The sequence below is a fragment of the Tenacibaculum sp. genome, assembly GCF_048269885.1.
GTDB lineage: Bacteria > Bacteroidota > Bacteroidia > Flavobacteriales > Flavobacteriaceae > Polaribacter.
On the sequence record NZ_JBLWTZ010000003.1, the window covers coordinates 162,850 to 175,758 of the forward strand.

Here is a 12,909-nt window from a genome sequence, read left to right on the forward strand (position 1 = left end):
AACTCTCTTACAAAAAATGGATAGAGTTTTCCATAGTACTTTTAAATTCTTGAGCTAAAGTACTATGTATGTAAAATGAGTAAGGAAGTTTTTTCGCTAATTTTTCGTTAAAAAGAGTAAAGGAGACTAAAACTGCATTCCTAATTTGAAGTTTAGCACTCTTCCCGTCATATAGTTAGGTATGCCGTATTGATTTTTACTGTAAGCATCACGTACCCATGTGTTGGTATTGGAGTTACGAATATCAAAAATGTTAAAAAGTTCTAAACCAGCAGTAAGCTCTTTAAAACTTTTTAAAAAACCTGTTGTATGTTGTTTGTTTGCATCTGCAAAAACATAAGAAATTCCCACATCGGCACGTTTATAATCATTTAAACGGTTTTGAAATTGATATACATCTGAATATGCAGGAGCTCCACCTGGTAAACCTGTATTGTAAACTAAGTTTAAGTAGGCTTTCAAATCAGGTAAGTTAGGTACATAATCTTGAAATAGTACACCAAACTTTAAACGTTGATCGGTTGGTCTAGCAATGTAACCTCTATTGTTACTATTTTCTTCGGTTTTTAAATATCCAAAGCTTACCCAACTATCGTTACCCGGAACAAACTCACCATTTAAGCGAACGTCTAAACCATAAGCATAGGCATCAGTAACGTTGTCTGCACGATAACGAATACGGACATTATCTACAGAATAAGCATTTACATCAGATAAGTCTTTATAATAGAGTTCGGTAACTAATTTAAAAGGACGCTCCCATACGTTAAAACTATATTCATTCCCAGCAACTAAGTGAATTGACTTTTGTGCTTTTACTTCGGGATGTACTTGTCCGTCATAATCACGTAATTCTTTATAAAAAGGAGGTTGTGAATACCATCCGCCAGATATTCTAAATAGCATATCGCTCTCCCAATTAGGTTTTATAGCAAATTGTGCTCTAGGACTAAAGATTGTTTGAGAATAACTATTAGTAGAAGCTGTTTTTATAGACCAATAATGAGCACGAACGCCAATATTCATCCAAACTTGGTGGTCGTTCCACATTGTTTTTCTACTAAATTGTAAAAAACTAGTAATACGGTTAATGTCTGTTTCATTTTCTGCTCTCACATTTCTGTAAGGCTCAATAGGACCTGTAAAAGGTTCGTATGGTTGATTATTAGGAATATGGTGTGGTGGACGAACAGAAAAACCTAAAGAATCTATCACTTCCCATTCACGAATGCGGTCTTTACTATTTTCTTTCTGGTATTTGATACCAGCTTTCCATTCATTGTTACCGTCTTTTAAAGTAGCTTTTAGTTGAATATTGCTGATTAAAGCATCCAAGTCGTTGCGTGCATGATTAATTTGCGAACCTATTCCTTGAGAAAATTCAACTTCACCAAAATTTTCAGCACCAATATTGCTATTTACTTCGCCTATGGCGTAAGCGGCAGCAATATCAAAATATTCTTCTTCTTGTGTATTAAAAGAAGAAATTGTACCTGTAAGTTTTAGGTTGTCGTTAACTTGATAATCAGCAGAAAGTGCTCCAAATAAGGTTTGAAAACGATCTTTTTCTTGCCCTTGATAAAAAACGATCAATTCTAGCGGATTCGTTAAAGTTCCAAATCGGGTTTTGCGAGTTAATGGTTGGTAATTATAGTTGTTAAGAGAGAAGTTCCCTAAGAGGTTTAATGTAAGTTTGCTAGTTGCTTGGTAGCTTAAAAATGATTGAACATCTGTAAATTGGGGTCTAAAGTTAACTTCAGTCTGCTTATTATTTACAAATAAGCTATTATCACGATAACGAACACCAACAATTGCACTTAGTTTATTATTGGCAAAAGTATCTTCAATGGTAAAACTACCTCCTAACAAACTTAAATCTAGCTGAATGCCAAAGTTGGTTGGCTTTCGATAGGTGATATCTAGTACAGAAGATAATTTATCTCCATATTTTGCTTGAAATCCACCTGCAGAAAAATTGATATTCTGAATCATATGCGGATTGGTAAAACTTAGTCCTTCTTGTTGGCCGGAACGGATTAAAAAAGGGCGGTAGACTTCAATTCCATTTACATATACTAGGTTCTCATCAAAATTACCTCCACGAACATTGTATTGAGTGCTTAATTCATTGTTGTTACTAACTCCAGGGAGTGTCATCAATATATTTTCAACACCGGCATTGGCACCAAGTATGTTTTTTACTTTTTTAGTTTTTATTTTGGTAATACCCTGTGCTTCTTTTTGTTGGTTTTTAACAATAACTTCTTCTAATTCTTCACTCTTAATTTGTAAAGTAGGAGAGAAGTTAAAGCTTCTTTTTCCTCTAGAAGTGAATTTTTTTACCAAAGTTTTATAGGAAACATGAGTAAATGTAACAGTAACAGTTTTGCGAATAGGAATGGTAAATTGATACATTCCGTTGGCATCGGTAGTAGTTCCTTTTGATAAATAAGAAATCGCAACTCCTTCAATTGGTGTATTGAATTTATTGGTAATGATTCCTTTTACTGTAGCTGTTTTTTGTGCAAAAACGAGTGAAGGGAACAGTAATAAAAGAATAAATTTTTTCAAGCTTGTTTAGTTTACTTTTCTGAAAAATGTTGCTGAAACTGTTTCAGTATTACCCACATTATCAGAGACTACAAGTTTAAAAATATGTTTGCTACCTACCAACTTTTTATCATTAAAATCGTACGTTAAGATTCTTTTTTTATGATTATACTCCATTAAAACCCATTCACCATCAATAGTAGCACGGTAATTTTTAATACCAGTATCTTTATCTCCAATTTTAACTTTAAGAGTTTTGTTTTTAGAAATCCATTGATTATTGCTAAAGTTATATAATTGAATAGTTGGTTTTTCAGTATCGAAACGCAAAGCATAACTACCTAAAAGCTTTGTGCTCGTATATACCTTATCTATTTTTTTTCTTGTAGATGTATACCTCGGATATTTAGGATTTGTAACATTAGCTATATACACCTGTTGCTTTTGATTTTCTGTTAAAAAAGAGGTCTCAAAAGTTAGCGTATAACGTTTGTCTAAAGGAATTGTAGGGTCGTGAATTTTAGCAGTACCATTTTCTACCTTAAAATCGATAAAGCAATCTTCGTAAAAGGTGTTTTTTGGAAAAGCAACAGTTATATTTTTCAGATGGAACTTATTAAAACTAGCAGCGGTAACTTTATAGTTGGTGGTATCTTTTTGTTTGTATACTAAGTTCGCTTCAATTCCTTTAACAGGTATGGTTACTTTAGAGGTATTGTGTTTAAAATCTTTGGCAATAATTTCAATACTGTAATTCGCTCCATTTTCAATATGAATTTTTCCATTATTAACTAAATCTTTATATAAACTAAGTTTGTTGGCTTCTACTTTATGTGTTTTTTGTATTTTATTTTTATAGTTTTTGTAATGTTTATAATCAATTAACAGGTTAATGTATTTGCTTTCGGCAAAAGAAAAGGTTTCAAGATCATGATAATACATGCGTTTACCATTTACCTTCATTTCTAAACTATAAATTCCATTTTTGTTCAAAGCACCATTCAATCTGTCAAATACGCTAATACCAAAGCCAATAGTACCGCTAGCGGTTATTTTTTCAGCTATATAATTACCATGGCCGTTATTTTTAAAAGAAACTACAGATGCTAAAGCAGAATTGTTAATTCTCGCATCATCACTTAACGGATAAGCCATTAATTTTTGAACAGTAGGTGTTTTATCATCTTCGGCATTTAAACCAAAAAGCATCGGATTGATAATATGTTCGGTTTTCGTATTTCTAATTTCATAGTGTAGGTGCGGGCCGCCAGAGCTACCTGTGTCGCCAGTATAACCTATTATCTGTCCTTTTTTTACAGGGAATTTATCTGGTTTTAGAAAAAGGTTTCCTGTGTTGTATTTTTCTTTTTGATACTGGATACTTTTTACATATTGTTGAATGCTTGGTTCAAATCGTTTTAAATGTGCATATACAGTTGTGTAACCATTAGGGTGAGTTATATACAACGCTTTTCCAAAGCCATATTGTTGTACTTTAATGCGAGAAACATATCCATTAGCAGGAGCATGAATAGGAATACCTTCTTTTCCAAGAGTTTTCATATCTATACCAGAATGAAAATGATTGCTACGCAACTCTCCAAAAGTACCTGATACTACTACTGGTATTTTTAAAGGGTTTGAAAAGTAATTTCGAGGGTACTTATTTTGAGCATTACCACTGATAAAAAAGACGAATAAAATAAGAGAACAATAAAATTTCAAAATGCAATAGTTTAAAGCAAAACTAGTAAAAATCTACTAAAAACCTTAGGGGTTCATAATCAGTGTTTTGGTAAAAAATACTAAAAGAGTTGCTAATTATAAGTTATATTAATAACTTTGTGAGAATAGTTTTATTCTCTATAATAAATGAGTAACCCTTTAGAAGCAGTTCATTTACTGGAAGATAAGTTGAAGAACTTACTTTCAAATTATGAGTTTTTGAAAGAAGAAAATAAAGTTTTACTTCAAAATAACGCGGAGTTACAAGTTTTATTACAAGAAAAAGAGAGGCAATTAGAAGAACAGCAAAAACAATTTAATTTGCTGAAAGTTGCAAAAACTATTGAGGGCAGTAACGAAAATACAAGAGAAACAAAACTCAAAATAAATGCTTTGGTTCGAGAGATTGATAAATGCATTACTCTTTTGAACACATAATATAAAGTTCTTTAGCATGTCAAAGATAAAAGTTAATGTAGTAATTGCTGGTAGAACGTATCCATTAAGTGTGAATAGTACCGATGAAGAAGAAGGGTTACGTAAGGCAGCAAAAAGTATTAATGAATTGATAGCTAAGTTTGAACAAAGTTATGCGGTAGCAGATAAGCAAGATGTTTTAGCCATGAGTGCTTTACAGTTTGCGTCAAAAGCAGAAATAGTATCATTAAAAAATACTAAAGAAAAAGCCGAGGTATTGCAAAAGATAAATGAATTGACTAACTTGCTAGAAGATCATTTATAAAACGTTCTTTAAAATATATTATTTAATATACTGCCTACATTAGTACATTGTTTGTTAAACTCAACGTTATTCAATTATAAAGGATGAGTCGTGGTTAGTAAAGCAAGCCGATTTTACCTCGGATCCTTGATCAATCAGTTAATCCTAAACTTGTTATTTTGGAGTTTTTTAAAACCCTATTAATGTAGGCTTTTTTTATACAATCAAATCAAAATTATGGAGGGAATATTATTTCCTGTTTTAGCAGGAATTATAGGTGTAGCAGTAGGTTTTTTTATTGCTAAAATGTTAGAAAAATCTAATGCAAATAAATTAATACAAGAAACAAAAAAAGAGGCCAATAGCATTCTTAAGGAAGCTAAAGTAGAAGCCGAAGCAATAAAGAAAGACAAGATTTTACAAGCTAAAGAAAAGTTTATAGAGCTTAAGTCTGAACACGAAAAAGTAATTTTATCTAGAGAAAAGAAAGTTTCTGATGTTGAAAAAAGAATAAGAGATAAAGAAAGTCAAGTATCATCAGAACTAGATAAAACCAAAAAACTAAACAAACAGTTAGAAAAGAAAGAAGCTGATTTTGATTATAAATTAGAGTTCTTAGAAAAAAAAGAGTCAGAATTAGAAAAAATGCACAAGCGTCACGTAGATATGCTTGAGCAGATTTCTGGACTATCTGCTGATGAAGCTAAAACAGAATTGGTAGCATCGTTAAAAGACGAAGCAAAATCTGATGCTATGTCTTTCATTCAAGACACTATTGAAGAAGCTAAAATGACTGCGCAACAAGAAGCACGTAAGGTAGTTTTAAATACGATTCAAAGAGTGGGAGTAGAGCAAGCTGTAGAAAATTGTGTTTCGGTTTTCAATTTAGAGTCAGACGATGTTAAAGGTCGAATTATTGGTAGAGAAGGGCGAAATATTCGTGCTTTAGAATCTGCAACAGGAGTTGAGATTATTGTTGATGATACCCCTGAAGCAATTATTTTATCGTGTTTTGATCCTGTTCGTCGTGAAATAGCTCGTTTATCTATGCATAAATTGGTTACAGATGGAAGAATTCACCCAGCAAGAATTGAAGAAATTGTTAAGAAAACCGAAAAGCAAATTACTCAAGAAATTATTGAAGTGGGTAAGCGTACGGTGATCGATTTAGGAATTCACGGTTTGCATCCTGAATTGATTAAAACTGTTGGACGAATGAAGTATCGTTCTTCTTATGGTCAGAACTTATTGCAGCACTCACGTGAAGTGGCAAACCTTTGTGGTCTTATGGCTGCTGAAATGGGCTTAAATGCTAAAGCAGCTAAGCGTGCAGGTTTATTACACGATATTGGTAAAGTACCTGAAACAGAAAGTGAATTACCACACGCATTATTAGGAATGCAATGGGCTGAAAAATATGGAGAGAAGCCAGATGTATGTAATGCAATTGGGGCTCACCACGATGAAATTGAAATGAAGAGCTTAATAGCTCCTATCGTTCAAGTATGTGATGCAATTTCTGGAGCAAGACCAGGTGCCCGTCGTCAAGTGTTAGATTCTTATATTCAACGTTTAAAAGATTTAGAAGATATTGCTTTCGGATTTAACGGAGTGCAAAAAGCCTATGCTATCCAAGCCGGACGTGAATTAAGAGTTATGGTAGAAAGTGCTAAAGTAAACGATACTAAAGCTGCTGAATTATCATTTAATATTTCTCAAAAGATTCAGAACGATATGACTTATCCTGGACAGGTTAAAGTAACGGTAATTAGAGAAACCAGAGCGGTTAACGTAGCTAAATAGTTTGCGGTACTTTATAAAATAAAAAATCCCTCATCAGTTTTGATGAGGGATTTTTGTTTACTCATGGTTTCTTCTCGATTTCCCTTTTTGTTCAGGCTTTCCTTTTCTGTACTTATTGTTGTACTTTTTATTTTTGAAAGCTTTGTGTTTACGTCTTTTTATAATTTTACTACGCTTTCCAATTTTAGCATTTGGTAAGGCTCTATAGTAGTAAAAATTAGTGTCTTCTCTAAACTGACGATAGTTTCTTCCAAAGTCTTTTCTGTAAAAATATACATCGTCATAATCAAAAATATCACCTATATTTATATCGATATTTACATCAACCCCATCATCGTAATAATACTGATCATCTCCATAATGGTGATGTCCTCCTGGTTTTACATATCCTCTAAACCTTGGATTTCCCCATCTATCGTATTGGATATGCAGGTTTCCTACTTTAAATAAGTTTCCGAACTTATACCTCATAAATACACTACCAATTCTTTTTACATTTCCTCTGGCATCGTAATTTATATACACATTTCCTACACTTCTAACACGACCTCTTCTATCACGTTTTATACGTACACCGTAATCTGAATATCGATCGTAGTGGGTATTAAAGTCGAAATCTCCGTTTAAAAATACATGAAATTGGATTCCTCTTTCAACAAAGGTAACAGCGTCATTATAACGGTTTGTAACCCCAATTTTGCTAGTTGATTTTTCAATGTTGTCGGCATTTACAGTTGTTAATGACATCATTGCTAATAATAATAGTATCCCTGTTCTCATAATTGCTAATTTTAGGGTTATGCTTACTCTATATGCTTTTCGGCTTCCGCAGTTGTTGTATGTTTTTCAAAGAACGTGCCAAAAAATATATTAACACTTTTTTAAAGAGTTAATATAAAAAGCTTTTTTGTGTTAGGTGGCTGATATATAGTATCTTATTTTGAATTGGAAAAATAATTTATTTGTCCCCGTAAAAAGTTCTATATTTATACGACTTACTTGAAAACTTATAGGTACGAATGATAGCAGCTATTGATAAAAATTTACAAAGAGGAATTAAACTATTGGAAGCGATTAGTGATGAACAATACAGTGATACATCTATTCCACCTTATTATTCGAGTATAGGGGCTAATATGAGACATATTTTAGATGTCTTTGCCTGTATTTTTAATGGATTAAATAAAAAATGTGTTGATTTTTCTGATAGAGAGCGCAATCAATTAGCAGAGCAAAAAACAGCCTCTGGTATTGCATATTTTAATGAAGTTATTGAACAATTATATTGTTTAAAGACGGAAGATTTTGATACAATTATTGCTGTTACTGACGATTTAGGAACAGGAAAGGTTACGGCAAATTATACTTTAGGTAGCGCTTTGATACAAGCGCACAGTCATGCAATACATCATTTTGCTAGTATCGGGTTTATTATAAATCAATTAGGGATAGAATTGCCGGATGCCGATTTTGGATATAACCCTACTACTCCAAAAAAAGTGTTAGTAAAATAATTATCGGTTAATATAAACCCAGCCCTTCTTAAGTTTTTGATACGCATTTGGTTCATCTCCCAATTCTAGGTAGTAGAAATAGGTTGCTGCTGGAAGTTTATCTTCTCTGTTAATGGTTGCTCTACCATTAGAGGTACCATCCCAATCATTTTTATAGTCTTCAGTTTGGTACACAATATTTCCCCAACGGTTATAAATAACCAGCTTGTTGTGAGTGTATTCATTTACCTCGTCAAAAACCAAGAAGTCGTTAAGATTGTCGCCATTTGGAGAAATTAAAATGTTGTTATTATTGGTTTTAATTTTATCATCTAGTAATGAGCCGATAGTAATTACTTCATAATTGTCAGGAATAAATGCAGCTGATGTAATTGCTCCTTCAGACAAATCTCCAGTAACCCTTAATACGTCTAAATTTACCCATTGACTTTCAGTTTTACTCCAACCTACTACAATTAATTGCGAAATTTGATTCGCTAAAGAAGCAATATCACTACGACTATTCCATGTTAATGTAATCTGGGTTTCATTTTTTCCGTCTAAATCCCAAAATTCAATAGTGCTAATATTTTCAATTAGAGCTTGTTTTTGGTCTGTTAAAAAATTAACAGTAAAAGTAGTTGGAAAATTAGGGTCTTCGTAAAAATAAGCTCCCTTAAAAAAGCAGTATTCATTAGTGTGAGGTAAGCTCATTGGACGTAGCATTGCTCCGTCTCCTATAGGAAAAGAAAAACTAGAAGTGTTTTTGTTACCTTGTTTTAAAGAGGTGTATCCGTTTATATGTCGTTCATTATCTTCACCTGCATAGAAGTCATAATCTATAAAATCGAAGGAAATATTTGTGTTATTTCTGGGGGTGATGACTTGCCCATTAATAAAACTTAACTGATTGCGTACTCCTAAAGAATTAAACAATTCTAAGTTTTGTAGTGCATCAATTTCTACATTAAAAAAGGTAACTTGATTAGTTCCAGAAATAGTTCTAACCTCGTTATCAGCATAAAAACCAGCAAAACCTGTATAGTTATCTAACGTGCCATTATTAACGATGTTGGTGTGAAAACCAATTTTAGCACCATCATGTAATTGGACGTTACCTGAATTGTGAAAAGCGTTTTGTGCTGTTACTACATAAGTAGTATTAATAAATATAAAGAGCAACAGTTTTTTCATATCTCATTTTATTTGTAGGAGGTGTATAATACAACAAGGTTTTCACTACTTGCATTATTAGTTCTACTTACATTAATAGTAAAGCCGTTAGTGTTAAAAGAAGTAAGCGAAGCTGTAATTTTACCAAGGTCGTTACCGTTTTGATTACTATACCTTAAGCCTATACAGTTTGATGAAGAAGCAAACCTTGATATGTCGTTAATAGAATTACCACTACCACCAACATAAATAACTTGCTGAGTTATAGTACCACCATTATCTCTTGCAAAACCATTCATAGTACCAAATGAATTGGCTATTCCAGTATTGTTATTGCCTACACCATTATCTGTATCTAAGTTAAAAGATTCAACATTTGCGTGGGCAACAAAGGTAATTTGGGAAGGTTGAAAAGGTAATGTGTTTACAGTAATATTTCCGCTTGAGTTGATTATAAAAGTACCAGTGTATACAGTTGGGCCTAAATATACTCCACCATTTGTGCCAGTAGTGATTTGATTGTTTGCTTCTGTTGCTAATAAAGCTTTTTTTTGTACTACACCATTAACGTCTGTTGTTAAAATATCAGAAGTACTTGTAACCGTTTGAATATCTCGAACACGGAACCTTCCATTTACATCCAACTTTTCGGTAGGGTCACTTGTGTTAATCCCAACATCACCTCCATTTTCTAAGAAGAGCCTGTAATCTTCTACATTACTTTCTACAAAGTTTAAACCATCTGCCAAAAGATTCCAGTGCCATCTGGGAGTTCCTGTGTTGTCTTCAAAAGCTAAAACATCAACTCCATTAGCTTTTATAACTAAAGGATGAGTGTTAAAAACGGAAGCTTGATTAACAAGTACTTGTCCAACGTTATTGTTAAGTCTTAGTTTTTCTATATTTCCAGCTCTTAAAACTAAATCTTGGGCATCAGTCGTTCCTAAAAAATTAGTGCTAGGGTTTGTTCCATTATTTCCTGTAATAAGCCAACTATTTAATGAGGGACTATCTATCCAATCAATTCCAGTGCCTGTAGAGCTTAGTATTTGACCAGAAGTACCAGAAGAATTATTAACATCTAATAAGGTGCTGTTAAATTCGGTAGGACTTTGTAGCATAATATTACTTGGAGCAGAAAGTTCCATTGTTGTACCTGCTGAAATTAGAGAAGAAGTCCCAGAAGATATTTGCATTGTACCACCAGTAGATCTTATTTGGGTGCTATTAGTACCATTTACCTCAACACTATTACTAAATAGCTGAAAGTGATTTAGATTTTCTAATGTTAATCCAAAATTATTGATGCCACTCAAAGTACGGTCTGTTGTTAGGTTACCGTTAGCAGTATAAAAGTTTTGAGACGCTAGTATAGAAGTAATTAACTTCCATCCGTCTATAACATCATATATTTTTATTTCATTATTGGTTGTATCGAACCAAACATCATTTTCAACTGGAAGTGTAGGTGCAGTTGTAGAAGTACTAACGTTATTATTATTTACCTTTTGAATAGTTCCTTTATTATCAATAACTCTTATCTCTTGAGAAGAAACAGTATTTGAGAAAGTTATTATCAAAAGGATTGCTAATGATTTTAGAGTATTATATATGTGGTTAAGTTTAAAGATTATTGCTATCATAACTTTGTTGAACCTGAATAGAGGCTCTAAATATTCCAAAAGGTTATAGAATTTTGTTCTATCTCTTGTATTTGTGTATTATTTATGTTCGTTCTGTACATAATGAGTTCGGTAAAACTAGTCGTGGCATGATATTGAGGTTGATTACCATTAGCCCAACCTATGGTGAAATCTGTATTTAAAGTACATCTACCAGTTACATGAGCTCCATTAAATCGTTGTATTCCTCCAGATCGAGCAATTACATTAGTGTTATTTTTTATAAAAGAATATATTTCCCAAACACCAACATTTCCATTATTATTGAAAGAACGCGTACCGTTGCAACAAATACCAGGGTCAAAGTATAAATTCTGATCACTCCAGTTTACATGCGAAGACCAACGATTAGCGTTATTTAATACACCAAATGTATGTTGTGCTTTCCTGGTAGCTCTCATTACTCCTATAACTGTACCTTGGTTTCCATTATTAGTTACATCTTGAATACCGTTAGGAGTGTGAATTAATAAATGATCGTCATTTCCATCGCCTTGAAAGTGTGGGTTGTTTATATCAGGAATAAAAAGAGGCTGTCTGTTTCTTGTTACTTGCACAGCATTTCTTCCTAATCCACTTTGATCATACCATGTGTGTACAAAAACATTATTAGCTCCTCTCCATGCATTTATCGCTGCAATATCAACAATATCGTCATCACTCCAACCAAAATCTTGTTCTGCATTATCTCCAGCCCTCCTAAGCCTGATAATAGGACCATTATAATCACTTTCTAATACCCGCATAGAAAAAGCAAAACTTATATTATCTAGTTTGCCATCCAGTATGTGAAGAGGTTTCATTGTAGGGAAGTGATTATATCTAGCTATCTGTGAGTAGCTGAATAATACTATAAAAAGAAAAAATATAGTTATATATCTTTTCATGTTTACCTTTTTAAATCTCCTGTTAAATGAAATACATTTGTAGCTGTAGCTATTAAACCTATTCCAGCATCTTTACCTGCAGTTTTAAAACGAGATAATCTGTTTAGAACTGTAACACCACTAGCTCCAGTAATGGTGACATTTCCATTACCAATTTGATAAATACTTATGTTGTATCCTACTGGTAACCCTGCAGGAATTGTTAGCGTAACATCAGCAGCACTATTGAATGTGAAAACTTTTCCATTATCAGCTAGGACTAAAGTATAATTTGTTGTTTTGTTTACTACTTTAGCTAAATTAGGATCAATCCAATCAGTTCCAGTAACTGTTGAAGATAAAACTTGTCCAGCGGTGCCTGCATCATTATTACTATCTACAAAACTTTTAGCTACAGAAAGGTTTTCAAAAATTCTAACATTACTGTTTTGTAAATCAATACCGTCTCTAGCTCTTAAAGTTAAAGAACCATTGGTAGAGTTGATATTTATAAATCCTGAGTTATCAATATCAAACCTACTAAAACCTGTAAAACGTAAAGAATTTCCATCACCAGTTAAAGTTCTATTACTAGTCAAAGTGTTGTCAAAAGTGTAGATATTTTGAGTTATAGTTGATGTGATTAACTTCCAACCATCTACAGTATCATATATTTTTATTTGATTGTTGGTAGTATCGAACCAAACATCGTTTTCAACAGGAAGTGTAGGGGCTGTTGCAGAGGTAGTTACAGTATTGTTGTTAACTGTTTGTATAGTTCCTTTATTATCAATAACCCTAACTTCTTGTGCATTGATACTAAAAGTAAATAGTACCAATGCATAGGAAGTAAATATAAATAGTTTAATATGTTTAATACTATTAGAAGGCATTAA

11 protein-coding genes and 1 other RNA gene are annotated in these 12,909 nt (G+C 32.7%); 5 read left to right on the top strand and 7 right to left on the bottom strand.

The features are described 5' to 3' along the window. Positions 1 to 126: 126 nt before the first annotated feature. Both ACN0WY_RS03555 and ACN0WY_RS03560 read right to left on the bottom strand, forming a co-directional pair. Positions 127 to 2,571 carry a carboxypeptidase-like regulatory domain-containing protein gene (locus tag ACN0WY_RS03555; RefSeq protein WP_417799577.1) on the bottom strand — a complete coding sequence of 815 codons (2,445 nt, stop codon included), beginning with the start codon at positions 2,569 to 2,571 and terminating at the stop codon, positions 127 to 129. Positions 2,572 to 2,577: 6 nt separating this feature from the next. Next, positions 2,578 to 4,275, bottom strand: coding sequence for a M23 family metallopeptidase (locus ACN0WY_RS03560; protein WP_330488214.1), 1,698 nt, complete (start codon positions 4,273 to 4,275; stop codon positions 2,578 to 2,580). Between the two features lie 147 nt (positions 4,276 to 4,422). On the opposite strand from ACN0WY_RS03560, the gene ACN0WY_RS03565 reads away from it, so the two are divergent. From ACN0WY_RS03565 to rny, 4 genes are all read left to right on the top strand, one after another. Beyond that, on the top strand, positions 4,423 to 4,713 hold the full coding sequence (locus tag ACN0WY_RS03565; RefSeq protein ID WP_330488213.1) for a hypothetical protein: 291 nt from the start codon (positions 4,423 to 4,425) through the stop codon (positions 4,711 to 4,713). Between the two features lie 16 nt (positions 4,714 to 4,729). Beyond that, the gene (locus tag ACN0WY_RS03570; RefSeq protein ID WP_330488212.1) at positions 4,730 to 5,017 is read left to right on the top strand and encodes a cell division protein ZapA; all 288 of its coding nucleotides are present in this window, start codon (positions 4,730 to 4,732) and stop codon (positions 5,015 to 5,017) included. Positions 5,018 to 5,075: 58 nt separating this feature from the next. Further along, a non-coding RNA gene (ssrS, locus tag ACN0WY_RS03575) (6S RNA) lies at positions 5,076 to 5,184 on the top strand. A gap of 49 nt (positions 5,185 to 5,233) precedes the next feature. Then, complete coding sequence (rny, locus tag ACN0WY_RS03580) at positions 5,234 to 6,799, top strand: ribonuclease Y (protein WP_330488211.1); 1,566 nt, start codon at positions 5,234 to 5,236, stop codon at positions 6,797 to 6,799. Between the two features lie 57 nt (positions 6,800 to 6,856). Here the strand turns inward: rny and ACN0WY_RS03585 are convergent, their stop codons facing one another. Next, entirely contained in the window at positions 6,857 to 7,579 is a 723-nt protein-coding gene (locus ACN0WY_RS03585; protein WP_417799578.1) for a hypothetical protein, read from the bottom strand. A 239-nt stretch (positions 7,580 to 7,818) separates the two neighbouring features. On the opposite strand from ACN0WY_RS03585, the gene ACN0WY_RS03590 reads away from it, so the two are divergent. Further along, entirely contained in the window at positions 7,819 to 8,313 is a 495-nt protein-coding gene (locus ACN0WY_RS03590) for a DinB family protein (protein WP_330488209.1), read from the top strand. Here ACN0WY_RS03590 and ACN0WY_RS03595 read toward each other — a convergent pair whose 3' ends face one another. The 4 genes from ACN0WY_RS03595 to ACN0WY_RS03610 form a co-directional block, all read right to left on the bottom strand. Then, a complete protein-coding gene (locus ACN0WY_RS03595; RefSeq protein ID WP_417799579.1) occupies positions 8,314 to 9,486 on the bottom strand; it encodes a gliding motility-associated C-terminal domain-containing protein in 1,173 nt (390 codons plus the stop codon). An 8-nt stretch (positions 9,487 to 9,494) separates the two neighbouring features. After that, on the bottom strand, positions 9,495 to 11,108 hold the full coding sequence (locus ACN0WY_RS03600) for a hypothetical protein (RefSeq protein ID WP_417799580.1): 1,614 nt from the start codon (positions 11,106 to 11,108) through the stop codon (positions 9,495 to 9,497). A 26-nt stretch (positions 11,109 to 11,134) separates the two neighbouring features. Further along, on the bottom strand, positions 11,135 to 11,950 hold the full coding sequence (locus tag ACN0WY_RS03605) for a hypothetical protein (protein ID WP_417799581.1): 816 nt from the start codon (positions 11,948 to 11,950) through the stop codon (positions 11,135 to 11,137). 86 nt (positions 11,951 to 12,036) lie between these two features. Next, positions 12,037 to 12,906, bottom strand: coding sequence for a hypothetical protein (locus ACN0WY_RS03610; RefSeq protein ID WP_417799582.1), 870 nt, complete (start codon positions 12,904 to 12,906; stop codon positions 12,037 to 12,039). Between the last annotated feature and the right edge of the window lie 3 nt (positions 12,907 to 12,909).

Coding starts and splice junctions, on each gene's coding strand:
- ACN0WY_RS03590 (WP_330488209.1), top strand. CDS start 7,819: ATGATAGCAGCTATTGATAAAAATTTACAAAGAGGAATTAAACTATTG.
- ACN0WY_RS03600 (WP_417799580.1), bottom strand. CDS start 11,108: ATGATAGCAATAATCTTTAAACTTAACCACATATATAATACTCTAAAA.
- ACN0WY_RS03565 (WP_330488213.1), top strand. CDS start 4,423: ATGAGTAACCCTTTAGAAGCAGTTCATTTACTGGAAGATAAGTTGAAG.
- ACN0WY_RS03595 (WP_417799579.1), bottom strand. CDS start 9,486: ATGAAAAAACTGTTGCTCTTTATATTTATTAATACTACTTATGTAGTA.
- ACN0WY_RS03605 (WP_417799581.1), bottom strand. CDS start 11,950: ATGAAACCTCTTCACATACTGGATGGCAAACTAGATAATATAAGTTTT.
- rny (WP_330488211.1), top strand. CDS start 5,234: ATGGAGGGAATATTATTTCCTGTTTTAGCAGGAATTATAGGTGTAGCA.
- ACN0WY_RS03610 (WP_417799582.1), bottom strand. CDS start 12,906: ATGCCTTCTAATAGTATTAAACATATTAAACTATTTATATTTACTTCC.
- ACN0WY_RS03585 (WP_417799578.1), bottom strand. CDS start 7,579: ATGAGAACAGGGATACTATTATTATTAGCAATGATGTCATTAACAACT.
- ACN0WY_RS03570 (WP_330488212.1), top strand. CDS start 4,730: ATGTCAAAGATAAAAGTTAATGTAGTAATTGCTGGTAGAACGTATCCA.